The sequence below is a fragment of the Alicyclobacillus acidocaldarius subsp. acidocaldarius Tc-4-1 genome (assembly GCF_000219875.1).
Classification (GTDB): Bacteria; Bacillota; Bacilli; order Alicyclobacillales; family Alicyclobacillaceae; genus Alicyclobacillus; species Alicyclobacillus acidocaldarius_A.
The window spans coordinates 2,479,033-2,503,765 of record NC_017167.1; the positions used below are offsets into that span (position 1 = coordinate 2,479,033).

The 24,733-nt window shown below is 63.9% G+C and carries 21 protein-coding genes and 1 tRNA gene; 4 read left to right on the forward strand and 18 right to left on the reverse strand.

Going from position 1 to position 24,733, the window contains the following annotated elements; genetic code table 11:
- Nucleotides 1-145: 145 nt before the first annotated feature.
- Nucleotides 146-1,264, forward strand: coding sequence for a nitric oxide synthase oxygenase (locus TC41_RS12060; protein WP_041695424.1), 1,119 nt, complete (start codon nucleotides 146-148; stop codon nucleotides 1,262-1,264).
- Here the strand turns inward: TC41_RS12060 and TC41_RS12065 are convergent.
- Nucleotides 1,261-2,268, reverse strand: a complete 1,008-nt coding sequence (locus TC41_RS12065; RefSeq protein WP_237699938.1) for a slipin family protein — start codon at nucleotides 2,266-2,268, stop codon at nucleotides 1,261-1,263. The genes TC41_RS12060 and TC41_RS12065 overlap by 4 nt on opposite strands.
- On the reverse strand, nucleotides 2,222-3,103 hold the full coding sequence (locus TC41_RS12070; RefSeq protein WP_014465349.1) for a hypothetical protein: 882 nt from the start codon (nucleotides 3,101-3,103) through the stop codon (nucleotides 2,222-2,224). The genes TC41_RS12065 and TC41_RS12070 overlap by 47 nt, the downstream gene beginning before the upstream one ends.
- Nucleotides 3,104-3,399: 296 nt before the next feature.
- On the opposite strand from TC41_RS12070, the gene TC41_RS12075 reads away from it, so the two are divergent.
- Nucleotides 3,400-3,484, forward strand: a tRNA-Leu gene (locus tag TC41_RS12075).
- A gap of 102 nt (nucleotides 3,485-3,586) precedes the next feature.
- The gene (locus TC41_RS12080; RefSeq protein ID WP_041695909.1) at nucleotides 3,587-4,120 is read left to right on the forward strand and encodes a transcription repressor NadR; all 534 of its coding nucleotides are present in this window, start codon (nucleotides 3,587-3,589) and stop codon (nucleotides 4,118-4,120) included.
- A gap of 10 nt (nucleotides 4,121-4,130) precedes the next feature.
- Here the strand turns inward: TC41_RS12080 and TC41_RS12085 are convergent, their stop codons facing one another.
- Genes TC41_RS12085 through polA form a run of 5 tightly spaced genes read right to left on the reverse strand, consistent with a single transcriptional unit; the run spans nucleotide 4,131 to nucleotide 10,176 of the window.
- Nucleotides 4,131-5,399, reverse strand: coding sequence for an MFS transporter (locus TC41_RS12085; RefSeq protein ID WP_237699939.1), 1,269 nt, complete (start codon nucleotides 5,397-5,399; stop codon nucleotides 4,131-4,133).
- Between the two features lie 12 nt (nucleotides 5,400-5,411).
- On the reverse strand, nucleotides 5,412-6,071 hold the full coding sequence (locus TC41_RS12090) for a lytic transglycosylase domain-containing protein (protein ID WP_041695425.1): 660 nt from the start codon (nucleotides 6,069-6,071) through the stop codon (nucleotides 5,412-5,414).
- Complete coding sequence (gene coaE, locus TC41_RS12095) at nucleotides 6,020-6,652, reverse strand: dephospho-CoA kinase (protein ID WP_014465353.1); 633 nt, start codon at nucleotides 6,650-6,652, stop codon at nucleotides 6,020-6,022. The genes TC41_RS12090 and coaE overlap by 52 nt, the downstream gene beginning before the upstream one ends.
- Complete coding sequence (gene mutM / locus TC41_RS12100; protein WP_014465354.1) at nucleotides 6,649-7,506, reverse strand: bifunctional DNA-formamidopyrimidine glycosylase/DNA-(apurinic or apyrimidinic site) lyase; 858 nt, start codon at nucleotides 7,504-7,506, stop codon at nucleotides 6,649-6,651. Before mutM ends, coaE begins: the two co-directional genes overlap by 4 nt.
- A 15-nt stretch (nucleotides 7,507-7,521) precedes the next feature.
- On the reverse strand, nucleotides 7,522-10,176 hold the full coding sequence (gene polA / locus TC41_RS12105) for a DNA polymerase I (protein WP_014465355.1): 2,655 nt from the start codon (nucleotides 10,174-10,176) through the stop codon (nucleotides 7,522-7,524).
- A 609-nt stretch (nucleotides 10,177-10,785) separates the two neighbouring features.
- Here polA and TC41_RS12110 point away from each other — a divergent pair.
- Entirely contained in the window at nucleotides 10,786-11,100 is a 315-nt protein-coding gene (locus TC41_RS12110; protein ID WP_014465357.1) for a chorismate mutase, read from the forward strand.
- Between the two features lie 54 nt (nucleotides 11,101-11,154).
- On the opposite strand, the gene mdh is transcribed toward TC41_RS12110, so the two are convergent.
- From mdh to TC41_RS12165, 11 genes are all read right to left on the reverse strand, one after another.
- Nucleotides 11,155-12,090: a malate dehydrogenase gene (mdh, locus tag TC41_RS12115; RefSeq protein ID WP_014465358.1), complete on the reverse strand. Its 936-nt coding sequence runs from the start codon at nucleotides 12,088-12,090 to the stop codon at nucleotides 11,155-11,157.
- A gap of 12 nt (nucleotides 12,091-12,102) precedes the next feature.
- Complete coding sequence (gene icd / locus TC41_RS12120; RefSeq protein ID WP_014465359.1) at nucleotides 12,103-13,401, reverse strand: NADP-dependent isocitrate dehydrogenase; 1,299 nt, start codon at nucleotides 13,399-13,401, stop codon at nucleotides 12,103-12,105.
- A gap of 140 nt (nucleotides 13,402-13,541) precedes the next feature.
- A complete protein-coding gene (locus TC41_RS12125; RefSeq protein ID WP_014465360.1) occupies nucleotides 13,542-14,840 on the reverse strand; it encodes a sensor histidine kinase in 1,299 nt (432 codons plus the stop codon).
- A gap of 3 nt (nucleotides 14,841-14,843) precedes the next feature.
- Nucleotides 14,844-15,524 carry a response regulator transcription factor gene (locus TC41_RS12130; RefSeq protein ID WP_014465361.1) on the reverse strand — a complete coding sequence of 227 codons (681 nt, stop codon included), beginning with the start codon at nucleotides 15,522-15,524 and terminating at the stop codon, nucleotides 14,844-14,846.
- 45 nt (nucleotides 15,525-15,569) lie between these two features.
- Complete coding sequence (gene trpS / locus TC41_RS12135; protein ID WP_081462287.1) at nucleotides 15,570-16,553, reverse strand: tryptophan--tRNA ligase; 984 nt, start codon at nucleotides 16,551-16,553, stop codon at nucleotides 15,570-15,572.
- A gap of 181 nt (nucleotides 16,554-16,734) precedes the next feature.
- A complete protein-coding gene (gene pyk / locus TC41_RS12140; protein ID WP_014465363.1) occupies nucleotides 16,735-18,153 on the reverse strand; it encodes a pyruvate kinase in 1,419 nt (472 codons plus the stop codon).
- Nucleotides 18,154-18,249: 96 nt separating this feature from the next.
- Nucleotides 18,250-19,209: an acetyl-CoA carboxylase carboxyltransferase subunit alpha gene (locus TC41_RS12145; protein WP_014465364.1), complete on the reverse strand. Its 960-nt coding sequence runs from the start codon at nucleotides 19,207-19,209 to the stop codon at nucleotides 18,250-18,252.
- Nucleotides 19,199-20,098 carry an acetyl-CoA carboxylase, carboxyltransferase subunit beta gene (gene accD / locus TC41_RS12150; protein WP_014465365.1) on the reverse strand — a complete coding sequence of 300 codons (900 nt, stop codon included), beginning with the start codon at nucleotides 20,096-20,098 and terminating at the stop codon, nucleotides 19,199-19,201. Before accD ends, TC41_RS12145 begins: the two co-directional genes overlap by 11 nt.
- A gap of 43 nt (nucleotides 20,099-20,141) precedes the next feature.
- Nucleotides 20,142-20,339 (reverse strand): hypothetical protein, encoded by a 198-nt coding sequence (locus TC41_RS12155; RefSeq protein WP_014465366.1) that lies wholly within the window; start codon nucleotides 20,337-20,339, stop codon nucleotides 20,142-20,144.
- A gap of 99 nt (nucleotides 20,340-20,438) precedes the next feature.
- The gene (gene dnaE / locus TC41_RS12160; RefSeq protein WP_237699940.1) at nucleotides 20,439-23,426 is read right to left on the reverse strand and encodes a DNA polymerase III subunit alpha; all 2,988 of its coding nucleotides are present in this window, start codon (nucleotides 23,424-23,426) and stop codon (nucleotides 20,439-20,441) included.
- A complete protein-coding gene (locus TC41_RS12165; RefSeq protein WP_012811607.1) occupies nucleotides 23,423-24,730 on the reverse strand; it encodes a DRTGG domain-containing protein in 1,308 nt (435 codons plus the stop codon). Before TC41_RS12165 ends, dnaE begins: the two co-directional genes overlap by 4 nt.
- Nucleotides 24,731-24,733: the final 3 nt, after the last annotated feature.

Genomic DNA, 24,733 nt, shown 5'->3' on the forward strand with positions numbered 1-24,733 from the left:
CTCGCCGCGCTTCTCACTTCTGACATGTTTGCCGAGGGCGAGACCGCCACGAAAAGTTGACGAAACGCCGAACACCGCCCTTCCCACGGCCCGCGCCTTTGGAGCACGCGTCGAGCTTGGCTAGAATGGGTGGGGGACGGTGAAGATGCGGATGAACCCACTTTGGGACGAAGCGCGCGCCTTTCTCGAGGTGTGCTATCGAGAGCTCGGCAAAAGCGAAGCCGATATCGAGCGTCGGCTCGACGAGGTGCGGCGCCAGATCGACCGCGACGGCACCTATGAGCACACATTTGAGGAGCTCGAGCACGGCGCGCGCATGGCGTGGCGGAACAGCAACCGCTGCATCGGCAGACTGTTCTGGCAGACGCTCCACGTGTTCGACCGACGCCACCTGAAAGGGCCACGCTCCATCTTCGAGGCCGTCTGCGAGCACCTCGATTTCGCGCAAAACGGCGGCAAAATTCGCCCCACCATCACCGTGTTCGCCCCGGCCTCGCGAGAGCGCGAAGTGCGCATCTGGAATCACCAGATTGTGCGCTATGCGGGTTACGAAACCCCGCGAGGCATGGTGGGCGATCCGGCCTCCGCAGCCTTCACCCGCGTCTGCCAAGGGCTAGGGTGGCGTGGAGCAGGCACGCCGTGGGACGTGCTCCCCGTGGTCATTGCGGACGGCGAGGCGTTAGCCTGGTTCGATCTGCCGCGCCATCTCGTCGTCGAAGTGCCCATCGAGCACCCCGAGCACCCGAGCATCGCCGAACTCGGCCTGCGCTGGTACGCCGTGCCCGTCCTGTCCGACATGGCGCTCATCATCGGCGGCATCCGCTACACCGCCGCCCCGTTCAACGGCTGGTACATGGTCACCGAGATTGGCGCGCGCAATCTCGCCGATCCATTTCGCTACAACATGCTTCCCGCCGTCGCCGACGCGCTCGGCCTCGACCGATCGAGCGACGCGACCTTGTGGCGGGATCGCGCGCTGGTGGAACTGAACGCCGCCGTGCTCCACTCGTATCGCAAGCGAAACGTCACCATCGTCGACCATCACACGGCCGCGCGCCAATTTGCCTACTTCGAACAGCTCGAGCGAGACGCGAACCGCCGCGTCACGGGCGACTGGACCTGGCTCATTCCGCCCCTGTCGCCGGCCGCGACGCACATCTTTCACAGCGGGTACGACAACGATTTCGTGCTGCCGAACTTCGTGCGCCAGCCGCGCCCCTACCCAGCACCGCACTTCCGCGCCGATCCGTCGATGTTCCGTTAACCGCGGTCCCCACCGCGACGCAGCTCCTCCATGCGCTCGGCGTTCGCGACGCCAAGCCACGTGCCGAGGTTCATCGCGTCCGAGAGCGCGCTCGGCACGACAATCATGGACGCCTTCTCCTTCAATCCCTCGTACAAGATGTTCATGGCGCGCAGTTGAAGCGCGACGGGATCGCTGTGATACAACCTCGCCGCCTCGAGAAACGACTCGGCCACCTGAACCTCGGCCTGGCCCAGGATGACCCGGGCGTTTCGCTCGCGTTCCGCCTGCGCCGCTCGGGACATGGCGTCTTGGAGGTTGCCCGGAATCTTGATGTCGCGGATCTGGACGCTCTGAATTGAGATCCCCCAAGGCCCCGTGCGCTCGTCCAGAAGGCGCTTCAGTTCGGCATCCATGGCCTCGCGGCTCGACAGCATATCTTCCAGCATCATCCGTCCAATCAAATCCCGCAGAGCCGTCTGCGCAGCCCAAGAGAGCGAATATTCGTAATCTGCCACCTGCAGCGCGGCTTTCTCCGCGTCCACCACGACCCAAAACAGCACCGCGTCGATGTTAACCGGGACCGTGTCCTTGGTCAGGGTTTGCTCCGCGGTGAACGTCGTCGATCGCACGCGCAGATCAATCCAATCCGCCACCGTATCCACGATGGGCAACAGAAAAAAGGTTCCAGGTCCCGCGAGTTGGCGAAACTTGCCGAGGCGGAGCACGACCGCCTTTTCCCATTGGTTGGCGACATGGATCGACGCCGAGATGGCCCAGCCCACCAACAGAATCACCAGGCCGAGCGCGATGCCCATCACGCGATGCGTCCGCCCAAGGCCCGCCGCTGTGGCGATGGCGCCAAGCACGAACACCACGAAAATCAATCGTTGCACACCGGCCACGCGCCGCATGCGCATCTCCTCCTTCTCCGGCAGAAGCCGGACGGCGTTCACGCCGCCGTGCTCTCTCACGAGGTCAGGATGGCACGGCTTCGACAAACTGCACGATGCCTCGCGCCGCATGCGTTTGCCACGGCAGGAAGGATCGCTCGATCACGACAGGCGGCATCACCTCGAATCCCTGTGCCCGTCCGGAGGCGAGCACGAGCGCGGGTTGAAACACCAGTCCTTGCTGGACCGTTCCCGGATGCGGTTGAAGGAGATACTCGAGCACGGCCGTCTGCCCGGGCTTCAACGTGAAGGGCAACCTCATGCGGTGGGCTGCACTTGGCGTCTCAGACACAACCACCCTCACGCCTGAAATGCCGTCGTCTCCGGCCTGCCAGAGCCCCAGGATGCGCACAGGCGCCTTCGTTTCGTTGCGAAGCTGCAGCGTGACAGGATTCTCCCGCATCACGAGTGGCTCCTGAATTTCTCCGGAGGCAAACGAGACGTTGAGCCAATCGACCGAGCCGCGGATGATGCGGCAAGTCACCCTTCCATACGGAAGTATGCGCTTCCACGGTCCGGCATTCACCAGAAAGCCCATTCGCTGATCCCGATAGCTCCTCGGAAACCGCACCGACAGGGCGAGCCGGCACAACTGATACGAGACCCCGTTCTCGACATCGACTTCGTGCGTGAGCGTCGACTGGACCACTTCAAAGTCGCCCGCCGGGATCGGCTCTAGGTCCAGCGCGTCCGGCGCAGTGGTCGCGGCCGTCCACAGGTTGTACGTGAGCACCAGGGGCTTCCCCGAATCCACGACGGCGTTGACGCGCCATCCCGCTTGCGCCCACCACTCGGCCTCGCGGGCCCTTGGCTCGGCCCGCCGAGCCCAAAGCCACGAACCGAAGGCGAGAGCCAACAGCACCGCTATCACGGCCGCAGCGAGCGCCCCCTCGCGACGCTCCCTCATGCCACACGCTCCTCGCTGAGAAGATCCATGGATCGCTGTGTACAAGCATGTCGCTGGTTGTAGATCATCGTAACGTTCCCTCCGCGCGGTGTCCAGATCCGTCCTCAAAAGCCCCGTCGACACGGACAGGCATCGACCGGGATGGGTTCTCAGGCCGCAGCCCATGTACGCCGAGGGCCCGCACACATGGCTTTGTCGTCGCAAGGTGATTTTCCTGAAACCGATGCGCTTCAGATGGCTTGACACGTCCGTCCGAGGCGACTATAATCATCATCGTGACTCGCTTTTGAAGCCATGTCGAGATGGCGGAATTGGCAGACGCGCACGTTTGAGGGGCGTGTGGGGTAACCCGTGCGGGTTCAAGTCCCGCTCTCGACACCAGAAGAGCACAAGGCGGAAGGGTTCGGAGACATTCCGAACCCTTTCTTCTTATTGGGAACCGATGTCATCGGACGCCACGATTCGCAAGAAAGGAGTTCAACCATGCCGACGGAGCGACAGTTGCGCCTGCTGAACATGCTTCAGCGCGCCGAAGTCCCCATACCCGGGCAAGCTCTCGCGGAGGCGCTTGGCGTCACGCGACAGGTGGTCGTACACGAGATTGCCCTCCTGCGCGCGGCTGGCGAACCCATCTACGCCACGCCCAAGGGCTACTGGCTCAACCGCGCATCCTCCGGTCGAGAAACGGTGCTCGCCGTCTCGCACACGCCGGAGCAGACCCAAGACGAGCTGTACGCACTTGTCGATCACGGCGTGCGCGTGCTCGATGTCCGGGTGGAACACGCCATTTACGGTGAAATTGTGGGCCAACTGCTCATCACGTCGAGGCGCGACGTGGACGTGTTTCTCGAGAAAGTGCGCGCAGAAAAGGCGGCGCTTCTCTCGAGCCTCACCGGGGGCTTCCATTATCACCGCGTGCAGTTTGACCGAGAAGATCAGCTCGCCGAAGCCTGCGAGGCGCTGCGCAGGGCTGGGATCCGGGTCATGACAGATCATCCATCCAATCAAACCCTCTGACCTTCGGTCTTCACACCCGCTCGGCCGCATCGTAGGCCCGAAAGAAAACCCCGTACAGCACCGTCGAGACGAGTTGAAACCCAGCCGCAAAGACGAACGGAAGGGCCAGGCTGCCTTCGTCCAACAGCCATCCGGACAGCGTTGGCCCCACCGCCGAAGCGGCTCGCGTGAAAAACGAATTCATGCTCAGTGAGAATCCACGGCGATCATCGCCCGTGAGGCTCGCGCCGAGCGCGGATCGAGCGCCCTGCGTTCCGCGGCTCAGGGCGGATCGCGCGGCATACAGGATAGAGGCCAGTGCGAACGTAGGCATGAATGGGAGCGCGCACATCAGGCCCACCCCCGCGAGCCGAAGCCAGACGACCGCGCGCACCATGCCGACGCGGTCAGCCAAGTACCCGGAGAAGAGCGCCGCAAACCCTGTGACGACGAAGGACGCCGCCATTGTTCCCCCTATCTCCCCGCTCGTCGCGCCGAATTTCGTCGCGAACCAGTAGGACATCATCGGGCCCACAAAGCCGACACCGAGCCCGTTCAGCAGATTGACCAGCGCGAGCCGAGCGATGTTCCGGTTCTCGTGCTGTCGCTGCGGATGGCGCCGAAGGCGTTTCGGTTCCGATTCGGGTCGGTCCAGTGCTCGAGCGCTTGAGTCCTCCTCGCGCACGTCGTGAACCCGTCGAGCGTCCCGGTCTCCCCCTGGCGTGATCCACACAAGGCCCGCGCAGGCGAGCGAAAGGCCGGCAATGCCGCAAAAGAGCGGTCGAAACGCGAGGGCTCCAGGCAACGCGTTCGGCCAGACATGATCCAGTCCCGCGAGCAGGCAGCCTGCGGCCACGCCGAAGAAACCAATGGCCGTGTTCGCGCTGAACACGCGGCTGCGCTGATCCCGCGGAATGTTCTCGGCCATCCACGCCTGTTCCACAGGCGTAAACGGCCCCGCCGCTCCATTTTGCCCGCGGCCGAGGCCTGTGAGCACAATGGCGACCGACAGCAGGGTCGGATTGCGCGAAAGGGCTACCACAAGCGCCGCCGCGCACGTCATGAGCTCGTAGGCGAGCAGGAAGGGCTTTCGCCCTATGCGATCCGACAAGGGGCCGCAGAGCAAAATCAAGGCGGCCCCCACCACACCGGCCGCAGACAGGACCCCGCCAATCGCCGTGGCGCGCCAGCCGAGCGCCTTGAGCAGGAGGGCCATATCGACGATGGCGATGCCCTGCCCCACGCTCCGCAGTGCCCGCGCCCCTTGCAGACAGGCTACCGCTCGGTTTCGATTCTCCACCTTCACCGCCTCCTAACCCTTCTGAGGCAGGCGCCAGGCGGGATCTCCCCCATAGATTTTCTTGTACAAATCGTAGTTGTAGAAGACGCGATCGACGAAGTGGCGCGTCTCCCCGACGGGGATCTGATCGATGTCCTGGAGCTTGCCGTTCCACACCCCGTCCCTCAGCCACTGTGACACGCGCCGCGGGCCCGCGTTGTACGCCGCGACCGCGGCCACCACGTTGCCGTGAAAGTCGTCGATCAGGCTCTTCACGTACCAGCTGCCAATCAGGATGTTGTACTCGGGGCTCGCCAGCTTTTTTGCGTCTTTCGGCAGCTTGCGAAGCGCGCCGCCCGATCCCGACGTCTGATTCCGCAGCATCTCCGCGATCCACTCGGCCGTCTGCGGCATGAGCTGCATCAGCCCCACGGCGCCTGCGTGCGAGACGTCCTCAGTCCGAAACTTGCTCTCCACGCGGATGATGCTCGCAATGAGCAGCGGATCCACGTCCGCAAACCGTGCCGATTGTTGGATCTGGACCTGGTACTGGATGGGATACATCAGGCGCCAGAAACCGTTGGTCGAGATGGTCACGAGGACGGCGATGAGCAAGACCCCCGCGATGAGCTGGCGGAGGCTCAGCGACAGGAAGAAGGGCCGCTTCGGCTTTCCGCCCGAAGTTTTTGCCATAGCGCCTGCACCTGCTCTCGCGTGAATTCCAGCGGTCCGTCGTTTTCAATGACGTACGTGGCGACGGCCCGCTTTTCGTCGATGGGCATTTGGGCCTGTATCCGTCGGAGCGCCTCCTCCTCGCTCAAGCCGTCCCGTTCCATCACGCGCCGGAGCTGCGTCGCGGGACTCGCATACACGACGACGATCTCGTCCACAAGCCGCTTCGCCGTCCCCTCGATGAGAAGCGGCACGTCCCACACGACCGGTTCTCCAGGGTGATCTCTCCAATAATCCGTCGTCTCCTGCCACATGCCCTGCTGCACGCGCGGGTGCACGATGCGATTGAGTTGCAGCCGCTTCTCCTCGTCTCGAAACACGATGGCCCCAAGCTTCTTTCGGTCCAGCGTCCCGTCGGGCTGCAACACGTCTTCTCCAAACACTTCCACGATGTCGCGAAGCCCGTCGCTTCCGGGTTCGACCACCCGGCGCGCCCACACGTCGGCGTCCACGACGAACGCGCCGAGATCGCGCAGCATCTGGGACACCGTGCTCTTGCCCGTGCCAATGCCCCCGGTCAAACCGATGATCTTGCCTCTCACGCGTTCACCCCCGTTCCTTTCGGTGCGGCGACGGAGATGGGCTGACACGCCGGACACACGTGCGTGCCACGGCCCGCCACCTTGATCTTCTGAATTGCTCCGCCACAACGCGGACAGGGCTTGCCTTCGCGCCCGTAGACCGCCAGTTGAATCTGAAAACCGCCATGCCGGCCATAGCCGTCGCGAAACGATCGAACCGACGATCCGCCCTCCCGGATGGCGCGCGCGAGGACAGCGCGGATCTCGCGAAGGAGGACGTCAAGCGTTTCCGCGCCCACTGCCCCCGCAGGCGTCAGTGGGTGAAGCCCCGCGGCAAACAGCGCTTCATCCACGTAGATATTGCCGAGCCCTGCAATCTGCCGCTGATCCAGCAGCAGGCTCTTGAGAGGGGCGCGGCGACCCCGCCAGCGATGTCGAAGAACCGCGCCGCAGAGCGCCGGATCGAACGGCTCCGGTCCAAGCTCCGCCAGCCCTTTGGGCAGCGGCTCGCCTTCGAGGACGGCATCCATCGTGCCGAACTGGCGCACGTCCGCATAACGCAACTCACGGCCCGACGCGAGGCGAAACACCACATGGGTGTGCGGAAGCTCCGGTTCAGCCGGATCCGCCACGGTGTAACGGCCCTCCATGCGCAGGTGAGAGACGAGAAGCACGCCATCCAACTCGAACAACAAATACTTGCCCCGCCGCTCCACGCGGCAAATGCTCCGATCCTTGAGCCGCTCAACAAAAAGGCTAGGCGAAGGATGGCGCACGATGCGCGACAGGCGGACCGCCACGTCGAGGATCACATCCCCCTCGATGAGCTCCGCGAGATGGCGTCGGACAGTCTCCACCTCGGGCAATTCCGGCACGTCCCATCCCCCCCCTCACTTGGCGTCGTACCACGTCGGGCCGTACGCAGTATCCACCTTGAGCGGCACAGACAAGGTCATCGCGTTTTCCATGTTGTCCCGGACCAGCACTTCGAGCGCGGCCAGTTCGTCCTTCGGGCACTCGAAGATGAGCTCGTCGTGCACCTGGAGCAACATGCGCGCGTCCATCTGCGCGTCGCGCATGGCGCGATCGATCCGCACCATCGCGAGTTTGATCAAATCCGCGGCGCTGCCCTGGATGGGCGTGTTCATGGCGGTGCGCTCGGCGAAACTTCGGAGCTGATAGTTGCGGCTGTGGATGTCCGGCAGATACCGCCTGCGGTTCATCAGGGTGGTGACATAGCCGCGCTCGCGCGCCTGCTTGACGATCTCGTCCATATATCGCTTGACACCCGGAAACTTCTCAAAATAACTCTCGATGAAGCGCTTCGCCTCTTTCTGCGGAATGTTGAGGTTCTGCGCGAGCCCAAAATCGCTGATCCCATATACGATACCGAAATTGACCGCTTTCGCCTGACGGCGCATCAGGCTCGTCACCTGCTCCGGCGGCACCTCAAACACGTCCGCGGCCGTCCGCGTATGGATGTCCATGTCGCGGCGAAATGCGTCGATGAGCGCCTCATCGCCAGACAGATGGGCGAGGATCCGCAATTCGATCTGTGAATAGTCGGCCGCGAAGATCACCCAATCTTTGTACGTCGGCTCGAACACCTGGCGCAGTCTGCGCCCTTCCTCGAGCCGGATGGGGATGTTCTGCAGATTGGGCTCGCTGCTCGACAGTCTGCCGGTCGCCGTGAGCGTCTGATGAAACCGAGTGTGCACGCGGCCCGTCTCCTTGCGAATGACCTTCAGCAGGCCCTCGACGTACGTCGACTGCAACTTCGCCAGCAAGCGGTAATCCAAGATCTTCTGCACAATCTCGTGCATCGGGGCCAGCTTTTCAAGCACGTCGGCGCTCGTGGAGTAGCCGGTTTTCGTCTTCTTCAAGGCCGGCAGCCCCAGCTTGTCGAACAGGATCTCGCCGAGTTGTTTCGGCGAGTTCAGATTGAACGAAGTGCCTGCGAGATCGTAGATCTCCTCGGTGATGCGCTTGATCCGCTCCGTCAATTCCTGCCCAAACGCCACCAGTTTCTCGCGATTGACGTAAAACCCCGTGATCTCCATCTTCGCGAGTACGAACGCCAGTGGAAGCTCGACCTCTTGGTAAAGACGCTCCATCTCCTGCATGCGAATCGTGTACGCCAACGATTCGAAGAGCGGAGGCAGTTGAGACGCGGTGTAGGCGAGCCACTTCTCGCGCTCGCCCTCTTCCAACGCGGGCAACTCCTGCCCACGCTCGCGGGCGAAGACATCGGACAGTTCGACCTCGCCGTCCTGCGGATTGAGCAAGTACGCGGCCAATTTGACGTCCTGCCACCCGCTTGCCGACGTCAGCCCGATGCCGTGTGCGTCCAGCGCGAACGCCATTGACTTCAGGTCGAACGCCACCTTCGGCCGATCCGACACGAGCCACGGTCGGACATCGCTCAACTCCAATCGCTCGCCGAAGCGAACATAGTACGCGCGTTTTGGCGTCGCGACGGCCATGCCGCGGATCTCCGCCCGGTGATAGTCCGGATCTGCCAAGTCCATCATGACGCCGACCGGTTCACTGAACGACGATACAATTTCCTTCCAGCTCCCCGCATCCTCAATCAAGCTGTACGCGAAGGAGCTCCACTCGCTCGACGCGCTACGCGCGTCCGCCGGTGAAGGAGCCGCCGTCGAATCGTGGCTCATTTCCTCGGAAATTTTGTCGACGAGGGATCGGAAGTCGAGCTCGCGGAACCAGGCGATGGCGCGGGCGGGATCCGGTCCTTCGTATCGCAGCGCCTCGAGATCCACCTCGATGGGCGCATCGCAGGCGATGGTAGCGAGGCGTTTGGAGAGGAACGCGTCCTCGCGGTGCTGCTCGAGGCGCTCTCGCAGCTTCTGGCCCTGGACCTCATCCAGGTGCTCGTACACGCCTTCCACCGTGCCAAAGGACGCAAGCAGCTTGAGCGCCGTCTTTTCGCCCACCCCGGGCACGCCCGGAATGTTGTCGGACGGATCGCCCATCAGACCCTTCAGGTCGATGACCTGCGCGGGCTTAAGCCCCGGATAACGGCGAGCGACGGCCTGCTCGTCAAAGTGCTCCATCTCCGTGATGCCCTTTCGCGTCAGGAGCACGTGAATGCTACTGTCGACCAACTGCAACAGGTCCTTATCGCCCGAGACCACGCGCACGTCAAAGCCAGCTTCCGCTGCACGCTTGGCGAGCGTTCCGATCACGTCGTCGGCCTCGTATTGGTCGATCTCGATCATCGGGATGGACAGCGCCTCCAGCGTGCGCCGCGCGAGCGGAAACTGCTGCACGAGCTCGTCGGGCGTCTCCTGGCGCGTCCCTTTGTACGCCGCAAAATCAGCATGACGAAACGTCGTCTTAGATTTATCAAACGCGACGGCCAGATGCGTCGGTTTTTCGTCCGACATCAGCCGCAAGATCATCGTCGTAAAGCCGTACACGGCGTTCGTGGGCGTGCCGTCCCTCGCGGTGAGCGGCGGCAAGGCGAAGAACGCTCGATACAAGATGCTGTTTCCATCAATCAACACGAGTTTCGACGCTGGCATAGGCCACCCCAGACTTCGCGCCGTTTGGCGCACTGTTGTCCCGCTCCATTCTATCACATTCCCCTTGTCGGCCCGCGTCGTCTTGTGGCGGCACGAAAACGGCCTCACACCCAGCGGGACGCACGCCGCGTTGACACACTTCACCGAATTGATTATGATGTTCACAAAATTCATCGAGCGAAGGCCATGAAGGAGAGAGTACGTCCGCCGGGGCGGTGCAGAGAGCCAGTGGAAGGTGCGAACTGGTCCGTGCCGCGGACGGAAGTTCACTCTGGAGCCGCCTGGTGAACCGGACGCGACGAGCGCTTCGCGCGGGCCGCAAGTAGCCAGCGCCGGTAGGCGAACACCTACCGTTATCCCAATGAAGTGAAACGCGGGTGCGCAGGCGCCCGTCGCAGGGTGGTACCGCGAGCGAAGCTCGCCCCTCACGGGGCGGGCTTTTTTGTTTGACCGCCCGGCCCAGGACGAGGCGCGAGAGGATCCCGGGCTGCCTCTGCGCCCAGCGCCTTTCGAATCAGGGTGGTACCGCGGGCGACGCCCGCCCCTCACGGGGTGGGCGTTTTGCGCGTCCATGCCTGCTCATTTCACACGCGAAGGGAGAGAGCCGAAGTGCAGCGCCCACTTAACGAGGAAATCCGCGAGCTGCGCAAAGCCATTGACCACATCGACGAGCACATCCTGACGCTCTTGGCCCGGCGCTTCTCCATCGCAGACGAGATCGCCGAACACAAGGCGCGGCGAGGCCAAGCGATTGTGCAGCCCGAGCGCGCGCAACAGGTCCGCGCGCGATACCTTCAATCGGGAGCCGCGCGGGGCCTCAGCCCGACCTTCCTCGCCGCGCTCTGGAAACTGGTGCACGACGAGTCCTGCCGGCGTCAGGCGGAGCACGTCAAGGCGCTCGACCGCTCCCAGCAGAGCGGTTGACATGCGAAAAAGCCAAGGGACGTATGCCCTTGGCTTTCACCTGCCTGCTCCCTGTCACGAGATCACGGCGATCAGTCTGCGCACGGATTCGGCCGACTTGTCAAGCGCCGCCTTTTCCTCCGGCAGAAGATCGAGTTCCAGGATGCGCTCGATGCCGCCTTTGCCGAGCACCGTCGGAACGCCGAGCGTGAGATCTCGATAGCCGTACTCCCCTTCGAGATACGCGATGGCGGGCAACACGCGCCGCTTATCCTTGAGGATGGACTCCGCCATCTGCAGAAGCGATGCGGCCGGGGCGTAATACGCGCTCGCGTTGCCCATCAGGCTCACAATTTCGCCGCCGCCGTTCCGGGTGCGCTCGACGATGGCGTCAATCCGCTCCTTGGGGAGCAGCTTTTCAAGCGGCACGCCGCCGACGTTCGCGTAGCGGACGAGCGGCACCATGTCGTCGCCGTGCACGCCGAGAACAAAGCCGTGCACGTCCTCCACCGACACCCCGAGCTCCATGGCCACGAACGTGTTGAATCGGGCCGTGTCGAGCACGCCGGCCTGACCGATGACGCGCTGTTTGGGAAATCCGCTCGTCTTGTACGCCACGTACGTCATGGCGTCCACAGGGTTGGAGAGGACGATGAGACAGGCATCCGGCGAGTGCCGGACCACCTGCTCGGTGACCGACTTCACGATGTTCGCGTTCGTCGTGACGAGATCGTCCCGGCTCATGCCCGGTTTGCGCGGCAGTCCCGCCGTGATGATGACGAGATCCGATCCGGCGGTATCCTCGTAATTCGACGTCCCCACGACGCGCGCGTCGCTCCCAAGCATGGGCATGGCCTCGAGCATGTCGAGCGCCTTGCCTTTGGTGGGATTCTCGAGCGACGGAATGTCCAAAAGGACCACGTCTCCGAGCTCCTTGGCCGCCAGCAAAAACGCTGTGGTGGCGCCCGTGAATCCGGCGCCGATCACCGATATTTTCTTCCTCTCCACCATGCGAACCGCTCCTCAGTCCATATTTTTGATGATGTGATCGCCGAACTCGGAGCACTTCACCTCGGTCGCGCCCTCCATCAAGCGGGCGAAGTCGTACGTCACGATCTTCTGCGCAATGGTCTTCTCCATCGCGCGGGTGATGAGATCGGCAGCCTCCTGCCAGCCCATGTACTCGAACATCATGACGCCCGAGAGAATCACCGAGCCCGGGTTCACCTTGTCGAGCCCCGCGTACTTCGGCGCCGTGCCGTGCGTCGCCTCGAAGACCGCGTGCCCCGTTTCATAGTTAATGTTGGCGCCCGGCGCAATGCCAATGCCGCCGACCTGCGCGGCGAGCGCGTCCGAGATATAGTCGCCATTCAGGTTGAGCGTCGCAATGACGTCGTATTCGGCCGGACGCGTCAGGATCTGCTGCAGGAACGCGTCGGCGATGACGTCCTTCACGATGAGCTTACCTGCCTCCACGGCCTCCTTCTGGGCCGCGTCCGCAGCATCCTGACCCTTCTCGGCCTTGATGCGGTCGTACTGCGCCCACGTGAACACCTTGTCCGAGAATTCGCGCTCGGCAAGTTCATAGCCCCAGTTTTTGAACGCGCCCTCGGTGAACTTCATGATGTTGCCCTTGTGGACGAGCGTGACGCTCTTGCGGTTGTGGCGCAGGGCATACTCAATGGCGGCGCGCACCAAGCGCTCCGTGCCCTCGCGCGAGACAGGCTTCACGCCGATGCCGGACGTCTCCGGGAAGCGGATCTTCTTGACGCCCATCTCCTTCTGGAGAAACTCGATGACCTTCTTGACCTCCGGCGTACCCGCCTGCCACTCGATCCCGGCGTAGATGTCCTCCGAGTTTTCGCGGAAGATCACCATGTCCACGAGTTCAGGATGTTTCACGGGCGAAGGAACACCCTGGAAGTAGCGCACGGGGCGCTGGCAGACGTACAGGTCCAATTCCTGGCGAACTGCCACGTTCAGCGAGCGGATGCCGCCCCCCACCGGCGTGGTTAAGGGACCCTTGATGCTGACGATATATTCCGACAGCGCCGTCAGCGTATCCTGCGGCAGCCATTCGCCAAACATGTTGTACGCCTTCTCGCCCGCATACACCTCGTACCAGGCGATCTTGCGCTTTCCGCCGTACGCCTTCTCGACGGCGGCGTCGAACACGCGCTGCGCAGCGCGCCAGATGTCCGGCCCTGTGCCGTCTCCTTCGATAAACGGAATAATTGGGTGATCCGGCACGTTCAGCTTTCCATCCACCAACGTGATGGGTTCGCCCTCCGTCGGCAGTGAATACCTCTCAAACGTCGGCATGGCAGGCCCTCCCAATCTCGATGCGTTCTCTCTCGATGACCGTGCGCGACAAGGAGCGGCGCAGTCTCCCGCCGCCCGCCTTGTCTCGCAGTGCATCCTCACCCATCATATAGCACGCCAGCCCGCTCATGCAATCGCTCTCAATGCGGGCGCAAAAGCGGCACGTGCAGCTCGACAAAAAATCGATCTTCGTCTGCGTCGATGCGCAAACGCCCGCGCATCCGGTGGACCAGGCGCTCGACAATCTGCAGGCCGACGCCGCGCTCCGGCGCGCGAGGCCTGTCGCCCGCCTGATCAGCCACGTCGTTTTCAACCGTGAGCACGACCCACTGGCCCTGTCGGTACAACGACCAGACGGCGGTCGACGGGCGCTTGGCGTGATCAATCACATTCTTGAGCAGCGTGCTCACCAGCCGCTCCCACTCGCCCTGATTGGTGTACACGTAGAGCCCCTCTTCGGCCTGCCCGCGAAGCTCGATGCCCTCCGCACGCGCGACGGGCTGATACCGCTCGGCAATTTCGAGCGTGAGGTCCGACACCGCCACAGGTTCGGGCGGATCGTCGACCAAACCCGAGCGCAACTTCGAGAGGTAGAGCATGTCCGAGATCATCTTCGACGCGCGGTCCAGCTCGCGCCGGATCTCGTTCGCCGCCTCCTCCGGCACATCGCGGTTGGCGAGCATCGCGCTGGCGGTGGCGATGGGCGTCTGCAATTCGTGCGACAACTCCAGCACCGCCTCCTGGTACGCCGCCCAGGTCTGAAAGGCGGGCTGGACGAGGCGCCGGGCCAGGACGAGATCGCCCGCGATGGCAAGCAAAAATCCCGCGCCGCCGATGAACTCCATGAGGTGGAGCGTGTGCGTGAGCATCGAGCGCTCTTGCGTGATGAGACAGTACATGTAGAGCACCACGGTCGATCGCGTCGGCGTGAGGGCGGGCGAACCCGCGATGCCGCGCACCGCGTCCTTCAGCGCGCTTGTGGCCAACAGCCCTCGGGTCGAAGCCCTGCCGACCGAACCTTGATACGACGTCTGGATGAGGGCAGGCGCCATGGTCGGATCCGGCACGACCACGGTGTACAGCCGGTACGGCTCGTTGTCGTACGTGAACGTCACAAAGTGCTTGAGCACCGCCTCGCCGTGCACGACCGAAAACGGGACGGGCGCGTGCGGCGAATGGGCGACGGCCGCCGGGCCCACGGCATAGTAGAAGATGGTATTGCCGAGATCGTCCCGGACGGGGGGGCCGAGGCCATCCCGATACACGCTCTCCGTGAGCGCCCGCTCGACCGCCGGCACGGCCTCGGCCATCGCCTGCTCCGCGTCTCTGGCCACGTCGTTCGTTAGCTCGTGGTACACGGCGAGTCCCACGAGCACGAGCAAAAGCCCCGTGCTCACGATGAGGAGGCTCGCCACGGTGATGTACATTCGGCGGAACATCGGTCACTCGCCCTCCGGCTGCAGCGCATAGCCCCGGCCGCGCACCGTGACGATGGCGTTTTTCCAGCCGATGTTGGAACACTTCCTTCGCAAGAAGTAAATGTAGGTGTCGAGCGCGCTGTCCGCCACTTCCGCATCCGGACCCCAGACTTTGGCAATCAGCTGATCGCGGGTCATGACCTGGTGCTTGTGGCGGAAGAGCGCCTCCATCAGGGCGAACTCCTTGCTCGTGAGTTCCAGGGTCCGACCGTCGTACTCGAGGCTACGCGACCGCGTGTGCAGTTTCGCGCGCCCATGCTCGAGCACCTCGTCGTCGGTGAGCGCGGGCGAGCGCCGGACGAGCGCCCCCACCCGGGCCAGGAGTTCGTCGGGATGAAACGGCTTGCCCAGGTAATCGTCGGCCCCCTTGTTGAGCCCCAGCACGCGGTCCTTTGGGTCATTTTTCACCGTGAGCATGAGAATGGGGGTCGTGCACCCCGCCTCGCGCAATTGCGTGAGCGCCTCAATCCCGTCTCCGTCTGGCAGCATGTAATCGAGCACGATGCAGTCGTACGCGCCGCTCATGCCGTGTTCTACCGCCGCAAACACCGTATCCACGGCGTCCACCGTGTAACCGCGCTGCTGAAAAAGCTTTACGAGCTCCCGCTGCAGCGCCGCCTCGTCCTCCACCACCAAAAGCCGCATTCCGCATCCCTCCCTGCGCCCGCACGGCGGGCGGCTCGGCGCGGCTCAGACCTGCAAGAAGCCGACCTTCTGCTGCACCTCCCGGAGCGTAGCGGCTGCAATTTCACGCGCCCGCTCGGCCCCTTGGCGCAGCACGTCATCGAGTTCGCTCGATTCCATGAGATCCTGGTAACGAGCTTGAATGGGCGCCAAGCGCTCAATCACGACTTCCGCCAGTTCCTTCTTGAACGGCCCGTAGCCCTGGCCTGCGAATCTGCGCTCGACTTCCTCGAGCGAGACGTCGGCGCACAGCGCGTAAATGGTCATCAGATTGCTGACCGCAGGTTTCCGCTCCGGGTCGAAGCGCACTTCCCGCTCCGAGTCCGTCACCGCGCGGCCGATTTTTCGACGTATGGTGTCCGGATCGTCCAGCATGGAGATGTAGGCGTTCGCGCTTTCGTCGCTCTTGCTCATCTTCTTCTCCGGATTTTCGAGGCTCATGATGCGCCCGCCAATCTCCGGGATATAGGGTTCCGGCACCACGAACGTGTCCCCGAATCGGCGATTGAAGCGGCCCGCGATGTCCCGGGTGAGTTCCAGGTGCTGTTTTTGATCTTCCCCAACCGGCACAAGATGCGCGTTGTAGAGCAAAATGTCCGCAGCCATCAGCACAGGATAGGTGAACAGTCCCGCCGTGACCACCTCGTGGCGGCTCGACTTGTCCTTGAATTGTGTCATGCGCTCGAGCTCGCCGTGGTAGGTGAAGCACTGCAGGATCCACCCAAGCTCGGCGTGCTGCGGGACGTGCGACTGGACAAACACCGTCGCCTTCGCAGGGTCAATCCCCGACGCGAGATACAACGCGGCCACCGAACGAGTGTTGTGGCGGAGCGCCTCCGGGTCCTGCGGCACCGTGATGGCGTGCATGTCCACCACGCAGAACAGACAATCCGCCTCGCCCTGCAGCTTCACGAAGTTGCGAATCGCCCCGAGGTAGTTTCCAATGGTCAGGGTTCCGGATGGCTGAATGCCCGACAACACGCGTTTCATGGACATCATTCTCCCAACTGTTCAAATTCGGTTCAAATCGGAACGGCGCCCCATACTGGGGGCTCTCGCCGATGCGCGCCAAGCGCCACTCGCTCTCCATCATAAACGAAAGCGGAATTCCCCTTCAAAGCGGGGAATTCCGCGCCGCGCGCCTGTATCCGGTCTTGAGCCGGTGCGGCTCTTAAACCGTGTGCACCTTCATGAAGTTCGTCGTGCCCGCCGTGCCCGCGGGAATGCCGCCCATGATGATGACGCGATCGCCCTTGTGCACATAGCCGGTCGAGAGCGCCCCCTGAACAGAGCTCGCGAGCAACTCGTCCGTCGTACCCGCGATGTCCGGCACGACGACGGGGAGGACGCCCCAGTAGAGCGTCAGGCGCCGCGCGACGTGATCAAACGGCGTGACCGCGATGACGGGCGTCATGGGCCGGTGCTTGGACACGCAGCGGGCGGTGTGCCCCGACGTCGTCGCCGTGATGATGGAGATCACGTCGAGATCGGCCGCGAGGGTGCGCACGGCGTGCGCGAGCGAGTCGGACACGGTGTGCGTGACCTCCGTGCGGTGTCGATAGGCCACCTCGTCGTGCGCGATGGCGGCCTCGGCCCGCTCCGCGATCTGCGCCATGGTCCGCACGGATTCCAGTGGATACCGCCCGGCGGCGGTTTCACCCGAAAGCATGATGGCGTCTGTGCCGTCGAAGATGGCGTTCGCCACATCGCTCGCCTCGGCGCGCGTGGGCCGCGGATTGCGCTGCATCGAATCGAGCATCTGCGTCGCCGTGATGACCGGCTTGCCATACCGGTTGCAGATGGAGATAATCCGCTTCTGCGCGAGCGGCACCTCTTCCGTCGGGATCTCGACGCCGAGATCGCCGCGGGCCACCATCATGCCGTCGGATACCTGCGCGATCTCGTCGAGCCGATCCAGCCCCTCGCGCGTCTCAATCTTGGAGATGATGTCCGCCTGGTAATTGTGCTCCTCCAGAATGCGGCGCACCTCGAGCACGTCCGCCGCCTTGCGCACGAACGACGCCGCGATCATGTCGACGCCGTGCTCAATGCCGAAGCGGATGTCCGCCTTGTCCTTCTCCGTGACACCCGGAATCCTGAGCGTCACGCCAGGGACGTTGATGCCCTTGTTGTCCTTCAGCACGCCGCCGTTGGTGACGCGGCAGTGAATGTCGTGGCCCTTGACCTGGATGACCTCGAGTCCAATCAGCCCGTCGTCGATGCGAATCGGCGCGCCGGGATACACGTCTTCCACGAGCCCTTCGTAGGAGACCCACACGCGCTCCTTCGTGCCGTACTCCACCGGATCAATGGTGAGGACAATTTCGTCTCCGTCTTTCAGCTCCACCTGGCCACCTTGGATCTTGCCCGTTCGAATTTTCGGTCCCTTGATGTCGAGCATGATGCCGACGTGCTTGCCCACGCGGGCCGACGCCTCGCGAATGCGCCGGATGCGCTCTGCGTGTTCTTCGTATGTACCGTGGGAGAAGTTGAGTCGGGCGACATCCAAACCGGCCTCAATCAGCTTGGTCAACATGTCGAGCGATTCGCTCGCAGGCCCGATGGTGGCCACAATCTTCGTCTTTCGCATGCCTAACCCTCTCTTCACGAAACTTTCGACCTGGCCCCGTGCGCAGGCGCGCACACAAAGGAAGAAGCGGAAAGTCCGGCGGCGCCGGACACCGCTTCACGGCCGTTCGACGTAGGTTCCCATTTGCCGATACTTATGGTAGCGCGCCTCGAGCAGTTCATCAATAGGCACAGACAAAAGCTCGCGCAACCCGTCCATCACGACCTCCCGCACCTTTCGCACCATCCACTCCGGATCCTTCTGCGCGCCGCCCATCGGCTCCTCGATGATGCGGTCGATCACGCCGAGATCGAGCAGGTCCTTGGCCGTGAGCCGCATGACCTCGGCGGCCTTCGGCCCGAGCTTCGCGTCCTTCCACAGGATGGCGGCCGCCGACTCCGGCGCGATGACGCAGTACCACGCGTAGTCGAGCATGTAAATCCGATCGGTGATCCCGAGTCCGAGCGCGCCGCCGCTCCCGCCCTCGCCGGTGACGATGGACAGGGTGGGCACGCGGAGGCCGGCCATGGCGAGAAGGTTTTCGGCGATGGCCACGCTCTGCCCGCGTTCCTCGGCCGACATCCCTGCGTAAGCGCCCGGCGTGTCGATGAAGAAGACCACGGGACGGCCGAACTTTTCCGCCTGCTTCATCAGCCGAAGCGCCTTCCGGTAGCCCTCGGGATTGGCCATGCCGAAGTTGCGGCGGATGTTCTCCTTCGTGTCCCGCCCCTTCTGATGGCCGATGATGGTCACGGGCTGGCCGGAGATGAGCCCCACGCCGCCGACGATGGTGAGGTCATCGGCAAAGTGGCGGTCGCCGTGCAACTCTACGAACTCGTCGCACAGCCCGCGGATGTAATCCAGCGTGGTGGGTCGCCCAATCTGGCGGGCGAGTTGAACGCGCTGCCACGGCGTAAGATTCGCATACGTGGCCTCCGTGAGTTCCTTCAAACGCTCCTCCAGCTTGGCGACCTCTCCCTGCAAGTCAATGTCGTTCTTCTCCATGAACGCCTTGAGCTCGGCGATCTTCGCCTTCAGCTCGGCGATGGGCCGCTCAAAATCCAGCTCATTCGCCATGCGCCCACCCCCGAGCGGTGTGAATGCGCACCAGCGCCCCGAGCGTCTGGCGCATCTGCTTTCGATGCACGACCTTGTCGATCATGCCGTGCTTCAGGTTGAACTCTGCCGTCTGAAAATCGTCAGGCAGACTCTGCCGCATGGTCTGTTCCACGACGCGCCGGCCCGCGAACCCAAACATGGCGCCCGGCTCTGCGACAATGATGTCGCCGAGGCTCGCGAAGCTGGCACTCACGCCGCCCGTAGTAGGGTGCGTGATGACCGAGATGAACAGCACCCGCGCCTCAACCATCCGCGTGAGGGCCACGCTCGTCTTGGCCATCTGCATGAGAGACAGAATGCCTTCCTGCATCCGTGCGCCGCCAGACGCGGTGAACAAAACAAGCGGGCGCTTGCTCTCCGCCGCTCGTTCCATCGCCCGCGCGATGCGCTCGCCCACCGCGGAACCCATGCTGCCCATCATGAAGCCCGGATCCATGGCACCGATGACTATGGGCACGCCGTCGAGCGCGGCCTCGCCCGTCACCACGCCCTCGAGAAGCCCGGTGGCGCGCTTCGCGGCCTCAAGCTTCTCCTCGTACTGGGGAAAGCCGAGCGGATTCGTCGACGTCAGCCGGGCGTCAAGCTCGCGGAACGTCCCCTCGTCGACCGTGATCTCGATACGCGTGCGCGCCCCGATGCGGAAGTGGTAATTGCACTCCGGGCATGTGTACAGATGCTTCTGCAATTCCTTCGCCAAAATGAGGGCGCCGCACCCGTCGCACTTTTGCACGAGGCCCTTCGGCACATCCCGCTCCATCGCAGGTCTTGTCGGCCGCGCCTCGGGCGCCTCCTCGCCCGTCCCCACCGTGACGTACTGGCGCCGTCGGTTGAACAGATCTTTTAACACAACCCCACCTCTTTAACCCCGCTGTTGCGCCCGAAGCGGGCCGTCACGACAACGACGAGTGCAGGATGTCTCTCAGGACATCCTGCGCCTCGTCGAGCTCGCTCTCTGGAATCAGAATCTCATATTGCTCTTTCGCGCCGCGCGACTTCTTCACCTTGACTAGGAAGCCTTCCTCCGTCATCCTCAGGCGAATCCGCTCCGCCTGCTGCGATGTCGGTGCAATGTAGATGACCGTCCACATGGCTCTTACGCTCCTAGCAAGCATCATGATCACTCTTGCCCGCATTATACCATGTCTGTCCGAACAGGCACATGCAGAAACCAGGGCGAGCTCCCAGCCTCACTTCAGCCGAACGTTGCCAAGCCCCACGCGCTCTTCGAGCGCAGCGACCAAATCCTGCGTCACCTCTACGCGATAGCGCGGGCCGAGCAGCCGCGCCCGGCCCGTGGAGGCGTCGTAGAGCGCGACCTCCGTCTCCCCGGGAGACATGGCGAGCAGTCGCTGGATCTCCCGCAACACCTGCGCGCCGCCCCGACTGCGATACCGGATATACAGGCGCTTGGCGGATGGGGCTCGTGCGTTCCCGGGCCCCTCGGAAGCGCACTGCGCCTCCGCCTCGACGAACAGGTCGAGCGCCGCCCACTGGCGGCTCTCCTCCGCGCGCGACAGCGCCTCCTCGTACATCTGGCGGCGCACGTCGCGCGAGGCGTTCTCCGGGAAGAACTCGTCGAGCGCCCCCGCCGCAAAGAGGCTGTCGAGCGCCTTGCGATTGACGATGCGGGGTTCGATGCGCCGCAGGAAATCGACCAGCGACGTAAACGGCTTCTCGGACCTGAGAGACAGGATGTGATCGACCGCCGCCTCCCCGACGTGTCGAATGGAGATGAGCCCGGCGCGCAGGCTCCCATCCTTCTCCACGGTGTATCCGCGCTCGCTCCGCAGGACGGAAGGGGGCCTCACCTGGATGCCGTGGCGCCTCGCGTCCTGCTCGTACAGCCGGATCTTGTCCGGCGATCCCATCGAGAGCGTGAGGAGCGCCGCCAGAAAATCCGGCAGAAAATGCGCCCGCAGATACGCAGTTCGAAACGCGAGCACCGCATACGCCGCCGCGTGCGAGCGATTGAACCCGTAATCCGCGAAGCGCACGATGAGATCGTACACCTCGCGCGCCGTCTCCTCGCTGTACCCGCGCCGCACGCACCCGTCGACAAAGCGGGCGCGCTCCTCGTCCAGGATCTCGCGCTTCTTTTTCGATACGGCCCGCCGCAACAGATCCGCCTCGGCCAGCGAAAATCCCGCCATCCGGCTCGCAATCTGCATGATCTGCTCCTGATACACGATGACGCCGTAGGTATCCGCCAGAATGGGCTCGAGATCCGGGTGCGGATACGTCACGGGGCGGCGCCCGTGTTTCGCGTCGCAAAAAGCGGGGATGTTTTCCATCGGCCCCGGCCGGTTGAGCGAGATGACGGCGATCACGTCGTCCAAGCTGGTGGGGCGAAGCTCGCGCAACACCCGCCGCATGCCGGCCGACTCGAGCTGAAAGACGCCGTTGGTATCCGCGCGGGTCAGCAGGGCGTACGTGGCCTTGTCGCCCTCGTCCACCTGCCGCCAGTCGATGGACGCGCCCGTGCGCTTGCGAATCGACTCGAGGCAGCGATCGATGAGCGTCAGCGTCTTGAGGCCGAGAAAATCCATCTTGACGAACCCGAGCGCCTCCACGTCCTCCATCGGATACGCCGTGACCGGCGTGTCGTCCGCGGCGAGATCGAGCGGAATCCAGTCCGCGATGGGCTCCGGCGAGATGATGACGCCGGCCGCGTGGATGGACGTGTGGTGCGGCAGATCCTCAATCCGCTTTGCCGCCTCAAACAGCCGCCGGGCATCCGGACTGCCGTCGACGAGCTCCCGGAACGCCGCGGACTCCTGATAGGCGCCGTCGAGCGACGCGTGCACCACGCCCGGCACGAGCTTCGCCAGGCGGTCGGCGAGCGCCGGGTCCGCCCCCGTCATGCGGCCCGCGTCCCGCAAGGCCGCCCGGGCCTGCAGGGTGCCGAAGGTGCCGATCTGCGCGACGCGATCGCGCCCGTACTTCTCCATCACATAGCGGATGACCTCGCCGCGCCGCTCAAACTCGAAGTCCGTGTCGATGTCCGGCAGCGACACGCGCGCGGGATTCAGAAACCGCTCGAACAGAAGCTTGTGCCGAATGGGATCCACGTCCGTGATACGAAGGGCGTAGGCAACCAGGCTGCCCGCCGCCGATCCGCGCCCCGGCCCCGTGGAGATGCCCTGCTGGTGCGCGTACCGGATGAAGTCCGCCACCACGAGAAAGTAATCGGCGTAGCCCATGCGGCAGATGACGTCAAGCTCCCGCTCGAGCCGCTCCTCCACCTCGGGCGCAATGGCCCCGTACCGCCTCGTGGCGCCCGCGCGCGCGGCCTCGCGCAGCACCTCCTCCGCCGGCCGCCCGTCCTTCGTCGCGTAGCGCGGCATCCGCACCTGATGAAGCGGCAGGTCGAGCGCGCACATCTCGGCGATCTCGGCCGTCCGCCCGAGGGCCTCCGGCAAGTTGGCGAACCGGTCTTCCATCTCCGCCTTCGTCGCAAAGTGAAACTCGTCCGTCGCGAACCGCTCGGCCGCATCCGCCCGCGCGAGCTGCGCGTACGCGCGGTGCCACGGCGCGTCCTCACGCGCGAGATAGCGGACGTCTTGCGTCGCCACAAGCGGCAGATCGTAGCGCCTGGCGAGCTCCATGAGCGAAGGCAATCCCTCGCGCTCTCGCCGAAGGCCGTGATCTTGCACTTCCACGAACAACTGCCCCGCGGGCACGGCATTGGCCACCTGCAAAAGCCGCCGCTCGGCCGCCTCCACCTCGCCGCGCGCAAGAGCATCGAACAGGCGCGACTCCGGCCCGCCGCAGAGCACCACCAGCCCATCCGAATACTCGGCGAGTTCGCGGAGCGTCACGTGCGGCACCGGCCGCTTCCAGCGCGCGCTCGTCGCAAGCCGCGTGAGCCGGCGGTAGCCCGATAAGCCCATGGCGAGCACCACGACCGTATCGAGCGATTCGGCTGCCCGCCCGGGCACAACCTCCTCCTCGTCGACGGCAAGGGACACCTGCATGCCGAGGATGGGTGCAAGTCCTTCCGCGCGCGCCAGCCGGTAGAAGCTGAGCGCCCCGTACATGGCGTTGGTGTCCGTGATGGCCACGGCCGACATCTCGCAGACTTTGGCGGCTCGGACGATGTCCTCCACGCGCAACAGGCTCTCGCGAAACGAAAACGCGGAATGGACGTGCAGGTGCACAAAGTCCACCGTGCTCACCTCTCGATCCACTGCGCGGTGACGAGCGCCTTCGCGAACACGTCGTTCTTGTCCGCAATCTCGACCTCCACCTTGGCATAGCGCCGCCCGTCGTTCAGCACGCGCGCCCGCGCGTCGATAGTGGTATCGACCGGCACGGGCCGAAGCACATACAGCGTCATGTTCTCAATCAGCATATCGACGTGCCGCGCCCTGCGCAGGCAGACGCGCGCCGCCTCCTGGATAATGGTCGTGAGCGATCCCGTCGCGAGCGTACCGCCCGAGGTCGTCATCTGCGGCGTGACCTGGCCTCGCAACACGGCGGAGCCGTCCGGGGTCTGCACCACGTTGAAGTCCCGCACCACCACGTCCTCGACGGTCTCCCCCACCTGCGGCTGTCGGTTCATGATCTGCAGCGCCCGGATCACGTCCTGGCGCGTGATCACGCCAATCACGTCCTTGTCCTTCACCACGGGCATGATCTCGAAGCCTTCGAACGCCATCCGGTGCGCGGCCGACGCGATGGTCGTCTTCGGCGTGACGGACACCGGGTTGCGCGTCATGTACCGGGAGACGGGGGCATCGAGCTCCGCCTCCGCCACGTCGCGCGGGCTGATGATGCCGACGAGCCGGCCGTTCGCGTCCACCACCGGCATGCGCGAGTGGCCGGACTCCTCGACGAGGTGATAGTACTTGCGCACGGTGTCGTCAGGCCGAAGGCTCACGAGCGGCTGATTTTGCAGCACGTCTTCCACGTAGAGGATGTCCTTTTTAATCAACCGGTCGTACAGCGCGCGGTTGATGAGCGAAGCGGTGGTGAACGTGTCGTAGGAGCACGAGATGAGCGGCAATTGGTACTCGTTGGCGAGCTTCTCGACCATGGGCGAGGCCGTGAACCCACCCGTGATGAGCACCGCGGCGCCGCTCTTGAGCGACATGCGCTGGACCTGCTCCCGGTTGCCCACAATCATGAGACACCCTGGGCTCAAATACCGGCTGATGGACTCGGTGCGCATGGCGCCAATGACAAACCGGCTCAGCGTCTTGTGCAGGCCCTCTTTCCCGCCGAGCACCGTGCCTTCCACGATGCGCACCACTTCCGCGAAGGTCAGGCGCTCAATTTGCTCCTTCTCCTTCTTTTCCACGCGCACCGTGCCGATGCGGTCAAGCGTGGACACGAAGCCCTCCGCCTCAGCTTCTTTGATGGCTCGGTAGGCCGTCCCCTCGGACACGTTCAACACGCGTGCGATTTTGCGAACGGAAATCTGGGATCCAACCGGCAGGGATCGGATATACTCCAGGATTTGCTGATGTTTAGTCGTCACGGA